Origin of the sequence: Pedobacter sp. Bi126, from assembly GCF_918698245.1 — a bacterium.
Lineage (GTDB): Bacteria > Bacteroidota > Bacteroidia > Sphingobacteriales > Sphingobacteriaceae > Pedobacter.
In genome coordinates this window covers 214,539-235,357 of sequence record NZ_CAKKMS010000007.1, presented here as the reverse complement: position 1 = coordinate 235,357, position 20,819 = coordinate 214,539, and the positions used below count along the sequence as shown (strand labels likewise).

At 37.2% G+C, this 20,819-nt stretch carries 25 protein-coding genes; 7 read left to right on the top strand and 18 right to left on the bottom strand.

The window, feature by feature from the left end:
- Nucleotides 1-4: 4 nt before the first annotated feature.
- The 3 genes from LQ201_RS22640 to LQ201_RS22630 are packed head-to-tail and all read right to left on the bottom strand — an operon-like array spanning nt 5 to nt 2,414.
- A complete protein-coding gene (locus LQ201_RS22640) occupies nt 5-679 on the bottom strand; it encodes a carotenoid biosynthesis protein (protein ID WP_230145967.1) in 675 nt (224 codons plus the stop codon).
- A complete protein-coding gene (locus tag LQ201_RS22635; protein ID WP_230145966.1) occupies nt 649-1,746 on the bottom strand; it encodes a glycosyltransferase family 2 protein in 1,098 nt (365 codons plus the stop codon). Before LQ201_RS22635 ends, LQ201_RS22640 begins: the two co-directional genes overlap by 31 nt.
- Complete coding sequence (locus tag LQ201_RS22630; RefSeq protein WP_230145965.1) at nt 1,743-2,414, bottom strand: 1-acyl-sn-glycerol-3-phosphate acyltransferase; 672 nt, start codon at nt 2,412-2,414, stop codon at nt 1,743-1,745. The genes LQ201_RS22635 and LQ201_RS22630 overlap by 4 nt, the downstream gene beginning before the upstream one ends.
- Before the next feature lie 444 nt (nt 2,415-2,858).
- On the opposite strand from LQ201_RS22630, the gene LQ201_RS22625 reads away from it, so the two are divergent.
- Nucleotides 2,859-3,185, top strand: a complete 327-nt coding sequence (locus LQ201_RS22625; RefSeq protein ID WP_230145964.1) for a hypothetical protein — start codon at nt 2,859-2,861, stop codon at nt 3,183-3,185.
- A 132-nt stretch (nt 3,186-3,317) separates the two neighbouring features.
- Here LQ201_RS22625 and LQ201_RS22620 read toward each other — a convergent pair whose 3' ends face one another.
- Nucleotides 3,318-3,824: a phosphoribosyltransferase family protein gene (locus tag LQ201_RS22620; protein ID WP_029275623.1), complete on the bottom strand. Its 507-nt coding sequence runs from the start codon at nt 3,822-3,824 to the stop codon at nt 3,318-3,320.
- Nucleotides 3,825-3,981: 157 nt separating this feature from the next.
- Here LQ201_RS22620 and LQ201_RS22615 point away from each other — a divergent pair, with 157 nt between their 5' ends.
- The gene (locus LQ201_RS22615; protein WP_230146698.1) at nt 3,982-4,722 is read left to right on the top strand and encodes a head GIN domain-containing protein; all 741 of its coding nucleotides are present in this window, start codon (nt 3,982-3,984) and stop codon (nt 4,720-4,722) included.
- Between the two features lie 140 nt (nt 4,723-4,862).
- Here LQ201_RS22615 and LQ201_RS22610 read toward each other — a convergent pair whose 3' ends face one another.
- The 3 genes from LQ201_RS22610 to LQ201_RS22600 all read right to left on the bottom strand — a co-directional run bounded on the left by LQ201_RS22610 (nt 4,863) and on the right by LQ201_RS22600 (nt 7,107).
- Nucleotides 4,863-5,270, bottom strand: a complete 408-nt coding sequence (locus LQ201_RS22610) for a hypothetical protein (protein WP_230145962.1) — start codon at nt 5,268-5,270, stop codon at nt 4,863-4,865.
- 100 nt (nt 5,271-5,370) lie between these two features.
- Nucleotides 5,371-6,780: a 23S rRNA (uracil(1939)-C(5))-methyltransferase RlmD gene (rlmD, locus tag LQ201_RS22605; protein WP_230145961.1), complete on the bottom strand. Its 1,410-nt coding sequence runs from the start codon at nt 6,778-6,780 to the stop codon at nt 5,371-5,373.
- A 216-nt stretch (nt 6,781-6,996) separates the two neighbouring features.
- A complete protein-coding gene (locus LQ201_RS22600) occupies nt 6,997-7,107 on the bottom strand; it encodes a hypothetical protein (protein ID WP_029275619.1) in 111 nt (36 codons plus the stop codon).
- Nucleotides 7,108-7,320: 213 nt separating this feature from the next.
- Here LQ201_RS22600 and LQ201_RS22595 point away from each other — a divergent pair, with 213 nt between their 5' ends.
- From LQ201_RS22595 to crtD, 3 genes are read left to right on the top strand one after another with little or no spacing between them, the layout of a single operon-like run.
- The gene (locus LQ201_RS22595; protein WP_057931136.1) at nt 7,321-7,779 is read left to right on the top strand and encodes a DoxX family protein; all 459 of its coding nucleotides are present in this window, start codon (nt 7,321-7,323) and stop codon (nt 7,777-7,779) included.
- Nucleotides 7,780-7,823: 44 nt separating this feature from the next.
- Entirely contained in the window at nt 7,824-9,527 is a 1,704-nt protein-coding gene (locus LQ201_RS22590; RefSeq protein WP_230145960.1) for a M28 family peptidase, read from the top strand.
- Nucleotides 9,528-9,531: 4 nt separating this feature from the next.
- Nucleotides 9,532-11,019, top strand: a complete 1,488-nt coding sequence (crtD, locus tag LQ201_RS22585) for a 1-hydroxycarotenoid 3,4-desaturase CrtD (RefSeq protein WP_230145959.1) — start codon at nt 9,532-9,534, stop codon at nt 11,017-11,019.
- A gap of 145 nt (nt 11,020-11,164) precedes the next feature.
- Here crtD and LQ201_RS22580 read toward each other — a convergent pair whose 3' ends face one another.
- Genes LQ201_RS22580 through LQ201_RS22560 form a run of 5 tightly spaced genes read right to left on the bottom strand, consistent with a single transcriptional unit; the run spans nt 11,165 to nt 14,935 of the window.
- Nucleotides 11,165-11,668, bottom strand: a complete 504-nt coding sequence (locus LQ201_RS22580) for a shikimate kinase (protein ID WP_230145958.1) — start codon at nt 11,666-11,668, stop codon at nt 11,165-11,167.
- A 25-nt stretch (nt 11,669-11,693) separates the two neighbouring features.
- Complete coding sequence (locus tag LQ201_RS22575) at nt 11,694-12,140, bottom strand: DinB family protein (RefSeq protein ID WP_230145957.1); 447 nt, start codon at nt 12,138-12,140, stop codon at nt 11,694-11,696.
- A gap of 3 nt (nt 12,141-12,143) precedes the next feature.
- Nucleotides 12,144-13,199 carry an ABC transporter permease gene (locus tag LQ201_RS22570; RefSeq protein WP_230145956.1) on the bottom strand — a complete coding sequence of 352 codons (1,056 nt, stop codon included), beginning with the start codon at nt 13,197-13,199 and terminating at the stop codon, nt 12,144-12,146.
- Nucleotides 13,200-13,201: 2 nt separating this feature from the next.
- Entirely contained in the window at nt 13,202-14,353 is a 1,152-nt protein-coding gene (locus LQ201_RS22565) for a BT_3928 family protein (protein ID WP_230145955.1), read from the bottom strand.
- A 36-nt stretch (nt 14,354-14,389) separates the two neighbouring features.
- On the bottom strand, nt 14,390-14,935 hold the full coding sequence (locus tag LQ201_RS22560; protein WP_230145954.1) for a DUF1599 domain-containing protein: 546 nt from the start codon (nt 14,933-14,935) through the stop codon (nt 14,390-14,392).
- 99 nt (nt 14,936-15,034) lie between these two features.
- Between LQ201_RS22560 and folP the strand changes: the two genes are divergently transcribed.
- The gene (folP, locus tag LQ201_RS22555) at nt 15,035-15,886 is read left to right on the top strand and encodes a dihydropteroate synthase (RefSeq protein WP_230145953.1); all 852 of its coding nucleotides are present in this window, start codon (nt 15,035-15,037) and stop codon (nt 15,884-15,886) included.
- Between the two features lie 113 nt (nt 15,887-15,999).
- Nucleotides 16,000-16,791 (top strand): diadenylate cyclase CdaA, encoded by a 792-nt coding sequence (gene cdaA, locus LQ201_RS22550; RefSeq protein ID WP_230145952.1) that lies wholly within the window; start codon nt 16,000-16,002, stop codon nt 16,789-16,791.
- A 620-nt stretch (nt 16,792-17,411) separates the two neighbouring features.
- Here cdaA and LQ201_RS22545 read toward each other — a convergent pair.
- From LQ201_RS22545 to LQ201_RS22520, 6 genes are all read right to left on the bottom strand, one after another.
- On the bottom strand, nt 17,412-17,822 hold the full coding sequence (locus LQ201_RS22545; RefSeq protein ID WP_029275606.1) for a BrxA/BrxB family bacilliredoxin: 411 nt from the start codon (nt 17,820-17,822) through the stop codon (nt 17,412-17,414).
- Nucleotides 17,823-17,923: 101 nt separating this feature from the next.
- Nucleotides 17,924-18,412 (bottom strand): CCC motif membrane protein, encoded by a 489-nt coding sequence (locus LQ201_RS22540; RefSeq protein WP_230145951.1) that lies wholly within the window; start codon nt 18,410-18,412, stop codon nt 17,924-17,926.
- A gap of 8 nt (nt 18,413-18,420) precedes the next feature.
- Entirely contained in the window at nt 18,421-18,741 is a 321-nt protein-coding gene (locus LQ201_RS22535; RefSeq protein WP_230145950.1) for a DUF2752 domain-containing protein, read from the bottom strand.
- On the bottom strand, nt 18,722-19,156 hold the full coding sequence (locus tag LQ201_RS22530; protein ID WP_230145949.1) for a YkvA family protein: 435 nt from the start codon (nt 19,154-19,156) through the stop codon (nt 18,722-18,724). Before LQ201_RS22530 ends, LQ201_RS22535 begins: the two co-directional genes overlap by 20 nt.
- A gap of 18 nt (nt 19,157-19,174) precedes the next feature.
- A complete protein-coding gene (locus LQ201_RS22525; RefSeq protein ID WP_230145948.1) occupies nt 19,175-20,059 on the bottom strand; it encodes a YARHG domain-containing protein in 885 nt (294 codons plus the stop codon).
- Between the two features lie 20 nt (nt 20,060-20,079).
- A complete protein-coding gene (locus tag LQ201_RS22520; protein WP_230145947.1) occupies nt 20,080-20,706 on the bottom strand; it encodes a DUF2306 domain-containing protein in 627 nt (208 codons plus the stop codon).
- Between the last annotated feature and the right edge of the window lie 113 nt (nt 20,707-20,819).

Genomic DNA, 20,819 nt, shown 5'->3' with positions numbered 1-20,819 from the left:
AAAATTAAGCAAAAATATTTGTTCCGGTTGTCATGTATAAGACAACAAAAAAGGTTAGCTGTGAAACGAACATTACAGTACCAATATATTTTTGTTGCTTTAAGCCCAAAGCATAGTAAAACTTTAATAGTATTACCGAAACAATAAACCACGCTACATAATTCTGAACAGGGATTTCATGCCAGTCCCACTGCCAGTAGTTAAATTTCATGGCCACAGGTTCCAAAAAGAAATCGAAACCTACCAGTATAAAAGCGCCGAGAACAGAAGCCAGAATACTATGCCTGATTTTCATACTTTTCATCATTTGCCCAACACTGAAAATAAGGATTACCCAATTTACACCCATTAGTAATGGAACCGCAGCAACTTTGTAGCCCAATGTATCGCCGTAATAATAGCTGCCAAATATCTTTCCGGTATGAACGCCTAGTACCTCGACTAAAAAGCCACAGAGAAATACACCCGAAACCAGTAACAATAAACGTTTCACATCGGCATTGTACGAAAAAACAATTACGGCAAACATCAGCAACAAATGAAAGGGAACCAGTTTGATAAAATAAGGCTGGGCAACAGGAATTAAGAAGCCAAGCAAGCCAACCATATGAAAAACGACAATTATTGCAACTGCAATCCTTTTAACCTTTAAATCGTTTTGATCGTTCTGCCCTTCCATGTGCTCGTTTTAAAAATATGTTTTTTTATAGAAATGAATGAAATTATTAAGAAGAATAACATCTGTAAAGGATGTAAAATCAGATTTATCAAAACATTTTGCCCCGATAAATAGGAGATCATCATTCTAGTTAATACTATTAAAGTTAATGGTAATACAAGTAAAGCAATATTAAAGTTTAAGATTAAAATTACTGGTCCTACAGTTACCAAAAGCTGGTAAAGTAATAATATTATGATGTTATTACCAAAACCCGCCAGTAAGTTTTTACTAAAACCGTTTAAGCTTTCGCCTAAATTTTTGTACATCCTGCAATAGATCAGTCCGTTGGCTAAAAGGGCCTCTGCATTAAATTTTTCTTGTTTTACCAACTTCATAATCTCCACATCTTCCACAACCTGGTGTTTAACCCGCTCATGCCAATGGTTTTCTTTGTAATTATTGGCATTAAAAAACATGCACTGTCCACTTGCTGCTGAAAATGCTGGATTTTTCGAAAGTTTAACCAATCGCAAAGGCAATAAATTTAGCAGTATAAAATGCATTAAGGGCACTGTTAACCACTCGCCTATCGATTTTATAGTTTGGTTGGTAAAAACACTTAACAAAGCCAGCCCTCCGATTTCCATCCGGTTGATCAGGCTATTGATCAATCCTCTTTTTACTGATTCGTCTGCATCGATAAACAAAAGATATTTCCCTGTAGCCAATTCGCTAAGCTGGTGGCAGGCATAATTTTTCCCAAGCCAGTTTTGAGGTAACGCTTTACCGCTTACCACTTTAAATTGCGGGTTCGTAAGACAAAAATTTTCGACTACACCGAAAGTATTGTCATCGCTGTTATCATCCAAAACAATAACTTCATAATTGGTGTAGTCCTGGTTTTTTATCGAAACGAGCAATTCTAAAATATCCGCTGCTTCATTTCGTGCAGGAATTAAGATCGAAACCTTATCATGATAGTGTTTAACCACTCTCGGCAACTTAGGATTAGAAAGGAAATTGAAAACAGTAACCGAAAACCGGATCACCAGGAAAATTAAAACGGCGTAAATAAAAATTGTCATTCAATTAGCTGAGTTTGTTTAACAACAGACTGATCGTAATGTTTATTATAAGCGCTTTTTAGTAATTGTAAACTTACATATTCTTCATTCTCCCAATGCTGCAAGTAAGTATAAGCTGAGGGCTTTCTTTTGGAAAAATAATCAATAAAGGTGGCGGCAAAAATAATATTAATCTTTTTCTGACTGGCATTGATCATCTGCATCACTCCTTTTTCGAAACTGATATTTTTAAGATGGTTCGAATATAATTTGCCCTGGGGGAATACAAGTACCAAATTTGCGGGGTTATCTAACAGTTTGCCTGCATAATTAAGCGTTTCTAAAACATCTTTACCTTTATTTTCGGCCGCAAAAGCACCAAGATACTTTAGAAAACCAACTTTAGTATAGTTTTCGGCATTCACTAAAACATGAAATTGTTTCTTAAATACTTTTTTGTTGATGTAAAAGAGGAAAAAACCATCCCACCAGCTAAAATGATTGGCCAAAACCAAGATAGCCGCATCTTGTTTAATCTCCACCTCACCATACTTAAAAGCTGAAAAATCTTTTTTGATGATAAACTGGATGTACCAGGAGAAAAAGCTGAAGATCAAATTATTTTTTCTAGGCTGATACATTTCGGGAAATTGCAAAAAATTGAGGTTAATTGCAAATGTATTGTACATACACTCGTTATAGTCCTCGTTTGTAACGAGGATTAGCGAGATCCACATTTGTAATGTGGCGTAATAGCTTAAACCGATTTAAGTATTAGCGATATAATCGCTATTCTCATTCATCCTCTCCACAAACGCGTACGATTAGCGCATTTATGTATAAAATAACTATATTCACTATAAATCTCCCAGATATTCTCTTTACTGAGAATATAATTTAATTAAAGATTTAATCTTATTTTATTATGGGAGGAAGCAGATATATAATTACTGATCAAAATCAGACTTATTTTATAACATGTACAATAGTTGGTTGGATAGACTTATAAAATATAAAAACATAATTGTCGATTCGTTAAACCACTGTATCGAGAATAAAGGATTAATATTAAATGGTTGGGTTCTGATGACGAATCACATTCATTTTATTGGAAGTGTAAAGAGCCAAATAAAATGTCTGATTTTTTGAGAGATTTTAAAAAATTCACTTCGAAGCAATTGGCTGTTACCATTAAAGAGATACCTGAAAGTAGGAAAGATTGGCTTTTAGACAAGTTTAGTTTCGAAACTAGAAAGACCAATCGGGCAGAAAGTCACAAAATCTGGCAAGACGACAATCACCCTATCGATTTACAAGAAATCGATGCTTTTCAAAAACTACATTATATCCATGATAATCCTGTTAAAGCTTGTATTGTTGAATTTCCCGAGCAATACATTTACAGTAGCGCTAAAGATTATGCTGGAATTAAAGGTTTGGTGAAAATTGAATTGATTTAAAAAAAGCGATAAAATCGCTATTCTCGTGCATCCTCGTTACAAACAAGGACGATAGCACAGATGAATTATAGTCCTCATTTGTAACGAGGATTCTTAAGATGCACATTTGGAATATGCCATTATCTCTATAACTTAGCTCAAATAAACCCGATCTTCTTCACCTTCCACATCCATTACTACATCTACATGTTCTTTTAAGATGGTAGCCAGTTCAAGCCCAACAAAATCGGTGGCAATAGGGAAAATTTTATGGCTTCGATCAACCAAAACTACTGTACGGATTTTTTTATGTGGCGTATTTAAGAAAACACCTAAACCATAAGCAAGGGTTTTACCGCTGTTCAATACATCATCAACAATAATGATCACCTTGTTTTTCCAATGGCTTTCATCCAGATCTGTCGAAGCAACCAATTTGCTACTTTCTTTCTGCAGGTCGATACGCAGTAAGGTTAGTTTAAAGCCCGAAATCTTTTTAAGCACTTTTTCTAATCTTAGCGCTAGTTTGTAGCCACGGTCCCAAATACCGGCAAGCACCACTTCTTTCTCATTCAGGTTATCTTCTAAAATCTGATAAGCGATACGATCTATTTTCTGCTGAATTTGTTTCTTGTTGAGAATAAGTAATTGCGATGCCATTGTATAAAAAGGATTGAATACAAAAAGAACGATTTTAAGGATGAAATTCAAACTATTTGAAAAATAATTTCGATTGTTTGCAACGTTTTCATCAGAGATGCGTCTAATCTATAACCAAAACACAAAATCGAAGCCATCGTTGCCTAAATGCTGCGTAATGATAGCTTCAGAATCATTTAACGAAAAAACGATTATGAAAAACCTTATCAAATCATCCGCCATTTTATTTATCGTGGTAACCAGCTACATGGCTAAAGCGCAGGATACTAAAAGCTTCACCGTTAAAAACTTTAATAGCATTGGAGTAAGCAGTGGCATAGATTTATACCTCACCCAGGGCGGTAGTGAAAGTGTGAGTATAAAATCTGATTCGGAAACATTAAAAGATATTGTTGTTGAGCAGAGCGGCAGTAATGTTACCATAAAGTTTAAAGATGGTATCAATTGGAGCGGTATGTTTAAAAACCGTACCATTAAAGCTTATGTAAGTTTTAAAACCCTAAATGCAATTGCAGCATCGGGAGGATCGGATGTTTTTACACAAAACCAAATTAAAACAGAAAAACTTGCTATTCGCTCTTCAGGAGGATCGGATTTAAAATTAACGGTTGTTTGCAACGATCTATCTATTCAATCAAGCGGTGGCAGTGATCTCGATTTAAAAGGCAAAGCAGAAAACATGACCATTCAATCTAGTGGAGGTAGCGATATCGATGCTTATGAATTAATTACAGATTATGCAAAGGTACAGGCTTCTGGGGGTTCTGATGTAAATCTTTATGTAAATAAAGGCTTAGAGGCCAGTGCAAGTGGTGGTGGCGATGTAAGTTATAAGGGAAATGCTTCACTCAAGAAAACATCAAGCTCAAAAAGTGGAGATGTACACCACGTAAATTAAAAGTTTAGTTTAGTTAATAATAACGCGCTGCTTTGTGGATACAAAGCGGCGTTTTTTATTCGGTAATTGCACAGATTAATAGATTACACAGATTCTGATCATTAAAGGCTTAGGGAGGGAATCATCAACCTTTCTATCCTCTACCTTTTTTTGTACGGATAGTAAATAAAGTTGGCGCCTTCAGGAACAATTACGAATACGCACATAAAATCTTCCGGTTTTTTATATACTTTTAAGAAGGGCTCTTTTTTTTCCTTGCTGATGATTCCTTTTTCTACAAATTCTTCTAACGTAGAGGCTTGTATGGTCCAATCGGTATTAAGTTCTTCTTTATTTAAGATAAGTTCGCCAATGTTCACCTCATGCTGATGTGCAATAAAAATTGGATGGGCAGAAATGCCTTCCACCATAATCTCGATTGCTACTTCTTTAATCGCATCAGCGTAAAATTCTAAGTCTTTTTCTAAACTTACCAGCGGACTTTCCTGCTTTTTTTGTGGTGTTCCGTTCTCTTCGGGCGTTGCGCCTAATAATTCTTCTCTATCCATACCTTAACTAATGATTGAATTTTGAATGAGTGAATAGTTGAATGTCAAAGGCAAATTGCCCCATTCTTTCATTCAATTTTTCTCTCATTCAATCATTTTATTACTTTAACCTTAACAATACTACATTTTCTACGTGTTGCGTGTGCGGAAACATATCTACAGGTTTAATGCGCACCACATCGTATTTTTCTTTCAATAATTCTAAATCTCTTGCCTGTGTGGCTGCATTACAGCTTACATAGACAATTTTTTCAGACTCCATTTCAAGCAATCTCTGTACTACATCTGTATGCATACCAGCCCGTGGCGGATCAGTAATGACCACATCTGGTTTACCATGTGCCAGGATAAATTCTGAAGTAAGAATATCTTTCATATCTCCGGCATAGAAAATTGTATTATCGATGCCATTTAGCGCTGAGTTAAACTTTGCATCTTCAATAGCGGTTGGTACATATTCTACCCCAACTACCTGCTTTACGTTTTTGGCAATAAAATTTGCAATCGTCCCGGCACCAGTGTATAAATCATAAACCAGTTCATCACCTTTAAATCCGGCAAAATCCCTGGTGATTTTATATAGCTCGAAGGCTTGTTCAGAATTGGTCTGATAAAAAGATTTCACCCCAATTTTAAAACGGATGCCATCCATTTCTTCGAAAATATGATCGGGACCTGAGAAAACCACCACATCCTGATCGAAAATAGTGTCATTCTTTTTTTGGTTAACGATATACAGCAAAGAGGTAATCTGTGGAAATTCATTTTTAAGGAAACCCATCAAGCCATCAACTTGTGTCTGTTCCGGATAAGCAAATACCACAGCAACCATCACCTCTCCTGTGCTAGAAGTACGGATAATCAGGTTACGCAAAACGCCTTCATGGTTACGCAGATCGTAAAACGACAGGTCATTTTCTAAGGCATATTTACGGACAGCGTTTCTGATCGAATTAGAAGGCTCATCTTGTAGATAACAATGCTCGATATCTAAAATTTTATCAAAACGCAATGGTACGTGAAAACCCAGTGCATTCATGTCAAAATCTTCATCGCGTTCTACATCGGTTTTTTCCAACCAACGTTTGTTCGAAAAAGTAAATTCTAATTTATTTCGGTAATACCTGTTTTTTTCTGAACCTAAAATAGGTTCTGTTCCTGAGGTATCTATTTTACCTAAACGCTGTAAAGCTGCCTCAACATTTTTCTGCTTAAATTTCAATTGAGCATCGTAACCCATATGCTGCCATTTGCAACCGCCGCAGGTTCCGAAATGAGGACAAAAAGGATCAGTACGCAACGCTGATTTTTCATGAAGCTGATCAATGATTGCTTCAGCAAAATTCTTTTTCTTTTTGGTCAACCGAACATCCACCACATCACCAGGAACGGCTTTATCAACAAAAATGACCAATTCGTCAGCCTTGCCAACACCTTTTCCCTCTTCAGCAATATCGATTATATGTACGTTTGGAACAATAGTTACCGTACCAGGTTTTCTTCTACTCATTATTTTGCAAAGATAAAGCTAAAAGCTGAAAGAGGAAAGACCAAAGGCTAAACAATAAAGCTGAAACACAAAAATCAGAATGAATATAAATAGCTGAAAAGCTAAAGACCAAAGTAGGATAAATGATCCAGATAGATAAATGGTTTACCAGAAAGATTAGGCAATATTTTTCCGCTCAGTCTAAAACGACTGATTTAGCATATTTTCGATTTAAAATTATTTTCCAAAAAATTTAAATGCCGCGCCCCAAAAGCCATCTAACCAATTAAATTTTAGGTCAAATTTTTCATCCACCAGTACAGAAAACTCTAATATTTCTTTGCTCATGATAAAAAACCTATCTATTTAAGCAATAATACTAAATTCATACCAAAAACCAAAACGGTATAAATTAATTTTTTGTTAATTTTACATCAAAAGGTTAAATCACTTCTTTTACAACAACCACAATCGTGATCTATTGATTTTCAGTTCCTTATTTGATAACCAAATAAAAATCCGTAACTTAAAGTATCATTCACATAAAAATGGAGGTTCATTATGAACGTTATCCGTAAAATTGAACATTGGGGAGATGTTCATCACTCAAAATGGCTGGATTATCTTCGGATTGTACTTGGCCTGATCATTTTTGGAAAAGGTGTTTCTTTTGTTAGCGACACTTCGGTTCTTCAGAACATGATCACACAAAACAACGTATTTGGTTTTTCAGGCATGCTCATCAGTGTCGCCATTCATGTTGTTGCATTTGCACATTTAGTTGGGGGTGTTTTAATTACTTTAGGCTTAGTTACCCGCTTTGCCGTTGTAATTCAGATCCCAATCTTATTGTTTGCGGTATTTTTTGTTAACCTTACACCGGGTTTCTCCACACCGAATTCGGAATTGTGGTTTTCGGTCTTGGTGCTGTTTCTTCTTATCATGTTTTGGGTAGTAGGTTCAGGCCCATTATCGGTTGACGAAGGGTTGAAACGCAAAACTGGCAAGCGGTACGCCTAAACAAGATTAAATATTCTTAGTATCTTTCGCTTTTACGAACGATAATGAAAACGAAGATACTTTTTGCACTGCTTTTTGCGGGATTGGGATGTTACGCACAAAATTCGACAGATGAATATTTCAAGCTAACGCGGGCTGGTTTCCTAGAAAAAAATGCCTATGAAACGACTGCTTTTGTAGAAAAATACTTCCGCGTACCCGGTAACACAGGCTTTAATGCCAGTATCCATTACGTAGAAAACATCCTTAAAAAAGCCGGTTTTGTTGAACAGAAGCAGAATGAATTTGAGGCTCCTTTAAGTTATCGCATCGAAAAAAGAGCGATGAAAAACAGCACCTGGGAGCCCGTTGATGCCAATATAGATATTGTTGGAGAAACAAAACCACTCATTTCTTACCAAACTAACCGCAACATGATTCCAATCAATTGCGGATCAACAGTTACAGAAGGTGTTAGAGCTAATGTGGTTTTTATAGAAAAAATAATTCCAGCTGAAATAGAGAAAATGGACCTTAAAGGAAAAATCCTATTTTCTGAGAACAGTCCGTCACGTTTGCTTCAAATAGCTACAAAAGCGGGAGCCATTGGTGTGCTTGGCTATTCGATGCCAAAGTATACCCAACCAGAGTTACACCAAACTTCTATCCAGTTTGGGAGCATGAAAGCCAATAGTGAGGTATGGACCTTGCTTTTATCTTATGCTGCTAAAGAAAAGTTAAAAGCGGCCTGCTTAAAAGGCGAGACTAAATTGAAAGTAAATATTCAGACTAAAATTTACCCCTCAGAAGAATTAACCATAGTAGCAAATGTTAAAGGCAGTGTAAATCCTAATGAACGTTTTGTGTTCAGTGCCCATGTTCAGGAGCCTGGTGCAAACGATAATGCAAGCGGCGTTGGTACATTAGCTGAAATGGCAAGATTAACAGCAGCATTATATCAGGCAAAAAAGATAAGCCCTAAGCGTACCCTCACTTTTTTATGGGGCGACGAAATTGTATCAACAAGAAGATATATTACCGAAGATACCACCCGGGCCAAAGGCATTATGTGGGGAATGAGTTTGGATATGGTTGGCGAGGACACTAAAAAAACCGGCGGCTCATTCCTGATTGAAAAAATGCCTGATCCATCAGCCATTTGGACAAGAGGAACGGATAAACATACTGAATGGGGCGCTGGCGATGTTACTGAAAAAGATCTTTTCCCGCATTATTTTAACGATTTTATCTTCGATATCTGTAAAGCACAGGGCAAATTTGCCAACTGGACGGTTAACTACAATCCGTTTGAAGGTGGCAGCGACCACACACCATTCCTGCAAAATAAAATCCCAGGATTACTGATGTGGCACTTTACCGATGTATTTTACCATACAGATAACGACAGGATTGATAAAGTTTCGCCAACCGAAATGAAAAATGTTGGGATAAGTGGTTTAACTGCTGCCTATACTTTGATTTCTGCAGACGAAAATACCGCGATAACCACTGTTTCGCAAGTTAAAACCGATGCTTTAACCCGATTAAAAACTGAATTTGAACTGAGCAAAAAAGAAATTGCAAAAGGGAAAACCCCAGCTGATGAGAAACACATTATTGAAGTGTGGGCCAAATGGTATACTGATGCCTTGGCAACGGTAAACAAAATTCCTGTAAAATCCGAAACCACCAGGGTTGGTTCGGCCATTAAATTTGCCACCAACGAGATCGAAAAACAAACGAAGGTATATTTAGAGGAGTTGAAATAGATTGATGTCTAAACCAAAAGCAATAATTATCGGTGCCGGAATTGCGGGCATTGCATCGGCAATCCGCCTTTCCCTAAAGGGCTATGAGGTTGATGTTTTTGAAGCTAATTCAAAACCTGGAGGTAAGCTGACAGAAATAAAAATGAATGGTTTCAGGTTTGATGCCGGACCGAGCCTTTTTACCATGCCCCAGTACGTGGATGAACTCTTCAAACTGGCAGGTAAAAACCCTGAAGATTATTTTGAATATCTAAAATTAAAAGAAATTTGCCGTTATTTTTACGAAGATGGCTTATGGTTAAACGCACGTGCAGATCTCGATGAATTTGCTAAGGAAATAGAAGAAAAAACAGATTCAACTGCAAAAGAGGTTGAGCGCTATTTAAACAAAAGCAAAACCATTTACGAGGTTACCCACCGTGTATTTTTGGAAAGAAGTCTGCATAAAATTAAAAGCTACCTGCACTGGGACACCTTAAAATCTATATTCCGTTTTGGCCAGATTGATGCTTTTAGAACACAGGCAAAAGCAAACCGATCGTTCTTTAAAGACGATAGAATAGCGCAGCTTTTTAACCGTTATGCCACATATAACGGTTCCGATCCCTATCAGGCACCGGCCACATTGAATATAATTCCACATTTCGAGTATCACTATGGAGCATTTCTTCCAACGAATGGGATGTACAGTATTGTTACTGCCCTGGTAAAATTAGCAGAAGAGTTAGGAATAAGGTTTCATTACAATCAAAAGGTGGAAGAAATCATATATTCCAATGGACTTAAACCCGAAGTACAGGGCGTAAAAGTTAATGATAAAAACTACAAGGCTGACGTGGTTGTTTCGAACCTCGACATCTGGTTTACTTATAAAAACCTACTAAAAAACATAGCCCAACCTAAAAAATTATTAAACCAGGAACGGAGTAGCTCTGCTCTGATTTTTTACTGGGGCATGGACGGGAATTACAGCGATATGGGCCTGCACAACATCTTTTTCGCTGAGGATTACCAAAAGGAGTTTAATGCCATATGGAAAGAGAAAACCATCAGCATCGATCCAACGGTGTACGTAAACATCAGCTGCAAACATATTAGGGCAGATGCACCTACAGACAGTGAGAACTGGTTTGTAATGATAAATGTTCCTGCCAATAATGGTCAGAACTGGGATGTGCTGATTAAAGAAGCCAGAACAAATATCATTAAAAAGATTAGCCGTATTTTAAACAGGAATATTGAAAAAGACATTATCTGTGAGCAGATTTTAGATCCCAGAAGCATAGAAAGCAAAACAGGTTCTTATCAAGGTTCTTTATATGGCAACAGCTCCAACAATCAGTTTTCTGCCTTTTTAAGGCATCCCAATTTCAGTTCGAAAGTTAAAAATTTATATTTCTGTGGGGGTAGTGTGCATCCTGGAGGGGGCATTCCGCTTGCGTTGTTATCGGCTAGGATAATTGATGATGGAATTAGTTCAGTGGCTCATTAGCCAATAGTTCATTTGTCAATAGTCTAATAATTCATAGCTTATCGGTTATTAGTTTGTTTGTAGGTGTATCACTATTAAGTTAATCAGTTAACTGTTTTAATCGATTAATTAACTCCAAACGCCCAACTCCAAGCTCCAAATTAATCTATCGATTCTTCACAATCGCTTCTTCCAACTTCTCCCCATCCAAGTCAAATGCATCTACAATCAGTTTTGCCTGAGTGTAAAAAGGATCACGTTCTTTGAGTTTCTCTTTAATAAATTCTAAAAGCTGCTCATCATCTAAATCTTTAATTAAGGGACGTTTTTGACGGTTATGTAAACGTGATACCAAAGCCGCCGGCTCCATTTGCAAATAAACGGTTTCGCCGTTAGCATTCATCCATTCCATGTTATCGAAAAAGCATGGCAATCCGCCTCCAGTAGCTACCACACAGGTTTCTGGATAATCGAAGGTTTTAAGCATTTTGCTTTCGTAATCCCTAAAGCCACTTTCTCCATATTCAGCAAAATATTCGGCAATGCTTTTACCTGTTTTTGAAACAATTTCGGCATCAAGATCAATCACAGGGCAATCTAAACGATGTGCCAGCTGTTTAGCTTTTGTACTTTTGCCGCAGCCCATGTATCCGATAAGGAAAATTTTCATGTATCTCTCTTTTTGCTTCAACCTCTTATAATAGATGGTCGCGTTTTAACATAATATAATCGGTTACAGGTGGTGTAAAACCTTCTTTTTTCAATAAAGTTACAACCTGTCCGCGATGATAAGTAGAATGATTAAATAAATGAAATAAAATTTCATCCAATCGGTTTTCGTACTCAACACCTTGTGTATTGCTGTACAAAATCATCTTATCTAAAGAACGCTCTTTCAATACTGCCCTGATCAGCTTAAAATTTTCAATGGCAATACGCTCAAAGTTTTCCTTATGATGAATATCCCAAACACCATAAAGTGGTTTCTTGCCCGAAATCCGCTGTGCCCATATATGCTGTGCATTGAGTACGTGACTAAACAAGCGCTCTGCATCGGGCATATCGACTGTTGCAAGCTTAAATATTTCGATGATGCGTTGATCTGCAAGCTCAGTATAATTTATAATTTCTTCTTCGCACATAACCTAAGTTAATTTAACTCTTGGGTCAACATAAGCATATAAAATATCAACCAGAATATTAATGACTACAAATACGAAAGCGATAAAAAGAATAGAACCCATCACCACCGGAAAATCAGACATTTCTAAAGCGGTTACTGTTGTTCTGCCTAATCCGTTATACCCGAAAATGTACTCTACAAAAAAAGAACCTGCCAGCAATGAGGCAAACCATCCTGAAATAGCCGTAATTACCGGGTTCATCGCATTTTTTAAAGCGTGTTTATAAATTATGGCATTTCTACTTAAGCCTTTGGCTCTTGCCGTTCTGATATAATCTTGTGCCAAAACATCCAGCATTGCGCTTCTGGTTAACTGTACAATAATCGCCAAAGGTCTCAAACCAAGGGTAATCATTGGCAGCCATAGGTTTCTTAAGGTTAATACCTCACCATTAAAGGGATCGTAAGAATATAAGCTGCCGCTCATTTTTAGGCCTGTATAATTGCTAAACACAAAACCGAAAAGCCAGGCAATAATAATCCCTGCAAAAAAAGAAGGTGCTGATATACCCAGAATGGCAAATGCATTGGCCGATTTATCAATCCACGAATCTTTATAAACTGCTGAAAGCACACCTAAAAACACACCGATTATGGTGGCAAAAATCATCGCTGTTAGCGCAAGAATGAAGGTATTCGGTACCGTTTCGGAAAGTATAGCCGTCACATCTCGCTTGGTCTGATAAGAACTGCGGAGATAAGGCCATTTTATCACCAGCGCCTTTTTATCAAAAGCCATCAGTTTTGCGTAATGATATTTCTGTTGACTGGTTCTATCGTTATCCAGAATGCTAATTGGCGATAAATCGTTAATGTATAAAACAAACTGAACAGGTTTGGACCGGTCTAAACCAAATTCTTTACGAACGGCTTCGAGCGATTGCACATCGGCCCTTTGCCCCATCGTCATCCGCGCAGGGTCGCCAGGCAAAATATTAAACAGCACAAAAACAACCAATATTACACCGCCCATTACCAGCAGCCCATACATCAGTTTTTTTAGTGCGTATCCGATCATATTTATTTATCGAAATATTTTCGACTGAGTTGGTCGAAAGTGGGTACGTTGTGAAAATGCCATTTATTGATTACCACGCCGTTCCTCATCAATAAAACCCCAGGGTTTGCCCTAACCATACTTTTTAAAGGTACGGCATCAGCATAAAAAACCTCCGAAAACAGGTTGTTCTTTTTGATAAAAGCCTGTGCATCCTGAGCCGAATTGGAAGTAAGCAAAACCGTACGGATATTAAATTGCTGCGTAGCGTTTAAAGCCAGGGCATTTAGTTTACCAATAGCGGCCTCGTTTGTAGCATGAAGATCGTAGGCTACAAAGATCAAATTATAATAAGGGTTTTCGATCAGTTCCTTGGTATAATCGGTACCTGAAGCATCTGTAATGTTCAGGTCTTTGATTTTAGGTTCAAAACCTTTTTTAACCAGTCTTTTTGCCGGTTCGCCGATAATTTCCCAATTGTTATCCTTCCATATCTCTGTTTTAAGATAGGCTTTATCGCTCATATCTTTCTCTTCATTGGTTTTCTTGTTCTTTAAGTGATACATGATCTCAAATTCATCTGGTTTTTCTCCCGGAGGAATAACCATTAATGATGGAAGATGCGCACCAACCTTATAAGGCAGGAAATCGATAATCGGCAAAACATTATAAGTATATAAACCAAAACCTAAAGATATAACCGTTACTGCAATAGCGATATTTCTTTGAGTGGTTTCTTTTTTAAATAGAGGCTGGATCAGGTTCTTGTTTAAGAAAATAACAATGATTAGCGCTAAAAGGATCAAATCTTTACTGAACGACTGCCATGGGGTAAGCGGAATGGCATCGCCAAAACAGCCACAACTGGTAACTACTTTGAACGCTGCAGATATAAATGTGAGCAGGGTAAAAAAGATGATGAGAAGCAATAAACCCCATGCTACCTTTTTACTCCAGAAACCCAATAGCAATAAGGCACCGAGAACAATTTCTAAAGTACAAAGTAAAATAGCAATACCAGTGGCCATTCCACTCAGGAAATTCATGTGAAAAACTTCGAAATATTCCTGTAGTTTATAGCCAAAGCCAAGTGGATCGTTTGCTTTGATCAATCCTGAAAATATGAATAAGGCACCGACAAAAATCCTGGAGAATCTTAAAAGTATGTTTCGCATCTGTATGTATCTATTTTTTTAAAGGCTATACGCTATTTATTTAACGCCGAGTTTGATCAGTGCAAAAACCGAATAGTTCAACATATCCTGATAATTTGCATTAACACCCTCCGAAGCCAGGGTTTGCCCTTCGTTGTCTTCTATCTGTTTTACCCTAAAAATTTTCATCAAAATCAGATCGGTTAACGAGCTAATGCGCATATCGCGCCAAGCCTCACCATAATCGTGGTTTTTGGCAAACATTAAATCTTTGGTTTCCGTTACCTTTTCTTCAAACCGTTTTTCAACTTCGGCATAAGGCATTTCATTCGGGTCGCTTTCAGTCAGTTCGAGCTGCATCATGGCGATAATACAATAGTTTACAATCCCGATGTATTCAGATACAACACCCTCTCCTACCTTACTTACTTTTTTTTCTTCGAGGGTACGGATGCGTTGTGCTTTGATAAAAATCTGATCGGTTATCGAACTTGGTCTTAAAATCCGCCATGCAGTGCCATAATCTTTAGTCTTTTTTAAAAATAATGATCTGCAAACCGCAATCACTTCATCAAATTCGGTAGAGGTATTTGTTTGTGCCAAAGCCAATAATTATTTAGTTTTTAGTGTATTTTTGTCGTGAAAAAACAAAAGCTAAAGATACATTTTTAAAGCGAAACCCAAATCCCGAAAGGGTTTATTATGGCAGAAAAAAACTTTTTTGAGCCCAAGCAAAGCTTAAACATTAAAGGTAAGCTTATCGATTTAAGCCGCCCAAAAGTGATGGGCATTTTAAATATTACACCCGATTCTTTTTATAGCAATAGCCGCACAAAATCGATAGACGAAGCTTTAACCAAAGCAGCCCAGTTCCTTAATGAAGGTGCTACATTTATTGATATCGGCGGATACTCATCAAGGCCTGGCGCTAAAGATATTTCTACCAGTGAAGAGGTTGACCGTTTGGTGCCCGTAGTAGAAAGTTTAGTAAAAACATTTCCCGAGGCGATTATTTCCATTGATACGTTTAGGGCGAAAGTAGCAGCGGAAACGATTTCTGCCGGCGCGCATATCATTAATGATATTGCCGCTGGAGATATGGACGAACAGATGTTCGAAACAGTGGCTAAACTACAGGTACCTTATATGATGATGCACATGAAGGGTACTCCTCAAAATATGCAGCAAAACCCTGTTTACGACAATGTGTTATTGGAAGTAATTGATTACCTGGCGAAAAAAGTTGCAGCTCTTAAGGCACTGCATGTTCACGACATAATTATTGACCCTGGTTTTGGCTTTGGAAAAACAATCGGACATAATTATGAGCTGCTTAATCAATTGGAAGCTTTTAAAATTTTTAAACTTCCCATTTTAGTGGGCTTCTCACGTAAAGGAATGATTTATAAAACACTTGGCACTTCGGCAGCGCAGGCCCTGAACGGAACCTCGGTACTCAATACCATTGCGCTACAAAAAGGAGTGGGCATTTTAAGGGTACATGATGTTAGGGAAGCGGCGGAGTGTGTGCGCTTAGTAGAGATGTTGGGTTAAGCGTTTAGTGTTGAGCGTTATCAATTCATCTGATCGAATTCATTCTATAAATAACCAGTTTAAACAGTTAACCCATCTTGTAAACTGAAAACCATTTTGCTATCTTGCCACAAATGAAAGGTTTTGATTTTGATTTCCTTAAAGTATCGCCAACTGATATCGTTGATATCATTTTAGTAGCCTTATTAATTTACTACGTTTATACGCTCATCCGCAATACCCTGGCTGTCAACCTACTTGTTGGGATGTTTATTATTACAGTTTTTTACTGGATAGTAAAGGCTTTGCATATGGAATTGTTAACTGCTATCATAGAGAAATTTATGAGTGTGGGGATTATTGCATTGATTGTAATTTTTCACCCAGAGATCAGGCGATTCCTTTTATTGATCGGAAAAAACGCCTTTTTACAGAAAAACAAAGCCTGGTGGGGATATTTATTTGGCAGAAAAGAAATTGAAAGGAATAATTTAACCCGCATAAAGCCAATTATTGATGCCTGTAAAAGCATGAAAAAAACCCGAACAGGTGCGTTAATGGTATTTGTTAAGTTTTACGACGAGCAATTTTTTGCCAATAGCTGTGAACTTGTTGACGCCAAAATATCGAAACGTTTGCTGGAAAGTATCTTTCAGAAAAACAGTCCGCTGCATGATGGTGCTGTAGTTATTTCTGAAAACAAAATCAAAAGTGCGAGTTGTATTTTGCCTTTAACCGATAACGATCAATTGCCTTCACAGTTTGGGTTAAGGCATCGTGCGGGTATTGGCGTTTCTGAAACGACCGATGCTGTTGCAGTAATTATATCAGAAGAAACCGGGGAAATATCGTATGCCAAACAAGGTAGGGTAAGAATGAATGTTTCGTTTGGGGAGTTGGAGAAATTGCTGAATAAGGATTTTTAAGGCACCGATTAAGGTGATTTTTAGTGATTACACAGATTTTCACTTCTATGTCATTCTGAACGCAGTGAAGAATCTCTGGCTTAGGAAAACTGAACTTTCAATCAACGGAACAAACATGTACAATAGAGATCCTTCGACTTCGCTACCATTGACGTTATTTCATAAACAATTATTAATCAATATTTTAGCCGCTATCGCATTTCCATCCAGCTAGGCCATAGCACGGTATCCCCGTTCTACTTAAATCCGGCCTAACAAATTTTTCGGGCTCCACAGGCCCAGCCACCCCACTAGCTTTGAAAGAAAAATTTTCAGCCGGTGTTTTTTGTTTCTTTTTGACAGCAAAAAGAAAGAGCCCCATCGGCGGTGGCGAGCCGAGGCAAGAATGAGCCGCTGGAAAAAAAGGATATGCGTCATTCATATTGATTTTTATAAAATAAATTACCCCTCAGGATGACATAACGATGAATACTCCGTGTTTCTGTGCTTCCGTGGCAAAAATAAAACACTTAGTTTAGCAACTTCACAAACGCAAAATGGTGAATGTTCCCATTCACCATCTCGTTATCATTTAAATCACTTTCTTATCGGTCTAATCCAATAATCTGTGTAATCAATTTTTAGCAGTATTGTTCAAAAGCACCGATCAGGTTATCAGCGATCATTTGTGCCGGACGGCCTTCGATCTGGTGACGTTCGATCATGTGAACCAATTTACCATCTTTAAATAACGCCATTGCCGGAGAAGATGGAGGGAAAGGCATCATGTAATTTCTAGCCTGATCTACCGCTTCTTTTTCCATTCCTGCAAAAACAGTAACCAATTTATCAGGGTGTTTTTCGTGTGCTGCTGCTGCTCTGGCGGCCGGACGTGCATTTGCTGCTGCGCAACCGCAAACCGAATTTACTACTACCAACACAGTTCCTTCGCCTTTAATCGCTTGATCTACGTCTTCTGCGTTTTTTAATTCTTGAAAGCCTACGTTAGTTAATTCCTTACGCATTGGCTCTACTAAATATTCTGGATACATTATCTTAGTTTTTTATTTACAATTTCAATGCTACAAAAATAAGAAAATCGAATGGTATGCACCATTCGATTTATATTTTTAAGGTAAAATTAAAATGGCCCTTATTCTAAACCTTTTAAGATTTCTTGCATTTTATGTGGATCACTTAACATCCCCATGCCAAATATCACAATAATGGCAACATAATAAAGCAATGATAAAATATTAAGAACCAAACCTATAATTGCGCAAATTCTTCCAGCATTTAAATTTTTAAATGAACTTAAACTATAAATAGCAGGGTTAACTGCGTACAAAGCCTTATCTTTTTTACTTAAAACCAATGCAATGATTGCCGGAATCAGTCCCAGAATACCATAACAGCAGCAAAATGCAATGGAAAGAATTCCTAATACAAGTACAATTGTTGAGTTTGGTAAACTTTGTTGACCAAAACCTCCTCCAAACTGTCCAAATGGTGGCGGTTGCTGAAATGGTGGTGGGGTTACCGGACCATTGCCTAACGATTCAAATGGTGCAGGTTCTGGGTTTTTATCTTTTGAAAGATCAATCGGTTTATTTTCTTGAGGGGTTTCCTGTTCTTCTGACATAGTTATATTTAGATCAATTGGTGAGTGTATATTTTGTAAATGTAATTGATTAAAATAATTACTGCAACACTTGCAAAAACGATTTTGATCAGCTGTGCCCCAAACTTAAAATCCACCTTAAGATGAACAATGGTAAATATTATGACAAAAATGAGTGGAATTGTTGCGGGATAAAACTTAAATGATGCGATTAAATCGCCCCTAAATAAAGCCAAAACCGAACGCTGAAAGCCACAGCCTGGACAATCGAATCCAAAATTGGCTCTAAACGGACAAGTAAAAAGATGCTCGCCTATCCAATCGAGAAAACTATGTTGCGGTTGAGCCATCTATATCGCCAATAAATTTGATCTGTGCATCTTTCCATATTTGGTACTTCTCCAGATCTTTAAGCACTTGCCTATACACCAGGTTTAAGATATAAATATCATCAACAAAACCCAAAACCGGCACAAAATCAGGGATTACGTCTATTGGAGACAAAAAGTAAACCAAGCCACCCAAAATAGCAATGATAGATCTTTTCGGAATTTCAGTATAATCGCCGTTCACATAATCTTTAGATACGGCAAACAACAACACCAATTTCGACCAAACACCTTCCAGATCACCTTTATTGGTTACTGCCTTTCCCAATGCATCTTTAATCGTATTGCTGGCTTTGGTCTTATCACTTAAGATCACCGAAGCTTTGCTTTGCGATTTTTTAAAGAAACCCAGTATTTTCTCCCTATTCAATTTCATAGTTAACTGTATTACAAATTAACGGCCAAAAGCATCATAATTGTCTTCGGCATATTTAGTAAAGCGATCCAATAGTTTAATATTTTTGTTCTCGATAGCCGTTAAATCGTTATCAACATTGTTTTTAACAGGAACATACCATTCTACAGGATCGAAAAAATTTCTGAAAGTCTGTTTTTTAAAGGCATAACCATGTCTGGCAAAAATGGTGTTTTTGATAATCTGCAGATCAAGCTTTCTCAAATTCTTTACATCTTCTTCTTTAAGTGCAGTAGTTGAAGCATTTAATTTAAAAATCTGTTCGGATGCGCTTCTGTAAAAAGTATTGGCCCCTAACGAATCTATACTTCCATCTTCAAGGGTATCTAAACTTTCCACCATTTTATGATCGGTCCAATCTACATATTCCATTTCGGCTGGTAACATACGGCTGGCATTATATTCAAATGCTTTTTTTAACAACTTAAATTCTTTTCCTGGCCATTTCAGTTCTTTTTTATAAGCGTTCCATCTACCGATCAAAGTGTCGCCAACAAGGGTAATTTCAAATTTCCCATCGTATTTATCAGTACCAGGTTCATCCAGAACGAAGGTAATTTTACCACCATCTTCTGATATTTTACCCAATAGTGGGCGGCTATTGCCAGAAACCACGCTTTGTGCAATCACGGTATCTTTAGTTATTTTTTTTATGTTGATATTCAGTTTTTTGACAGCATCAGACATATCTCCTTCGTATTCCAACTCATCTGTTGTATAAAAATCGCCAACCCAAAAACCATAAAGTTCCTTATGAATTTCCTGCTGTGCAATGCCTGTTGCTTTTTCTTTCGGCGTTTTTTTGGTGTCTCTGCATGATAGCATCAAAAAGGGAATCAGAGCGAATAATAAGATTTTTTTCATCGATAGTATATATTTTAAGGTCAAATAAATTTCTTTTTGATCAGCCATTCGGCGATTAACAAATTCGGTATCCAGCCTAACCAGGCGATAATCTGGTAAACATCCATTGGTGCCGGATGAAATAAATATACTAAAATAACTTTCCATAGTCTTAAAGTTATCGCAGAGGTTGCCAAAGCAAAACTACGGTACATAAACTTTTTATGGGCTATTATTTTTCTTTTTAAAATAAACAGAATCGCTTTTAAGGTAAACCAGAACCACAAACTGCCTAAAATAATAAATGAGGTTTTTGCTATTAATCCCCCATTTGCAAACCAGCCGATAAAAATACCAGACGGCGCCGCAAGTAACAATACGAAGCCTGCATACAAGTAGCCCAACCATTTATGTATTTTAGGATATTTAGCTAAAATTTTAGGATTGAACTGCGTAAAACCAGCCAGTAGTACAAATATGGCACTGTAGACGTGGATGTAAAATATTGGAAGATAAGCTTTGATACCTGAAACTTCAGTCTGTTTAATCTGCAGAAAAGACACTTCACTATTCAGTGGGATATACCGTAAAGTAATCTGTACCATTAACACAAAGAAATAGGCGAAAAACAATAGCCAGGCCACACGTTTATAGCTGAAGCCTTTCATCTATTTTGTTAAACAGTAATAACTCATGATCCTAAGCGTAAAAAAGATGAGGATATTTTTCATTATTGAGCAGCGTTATCAAATATACTAAAGTCACATTGAGCTTATTGATT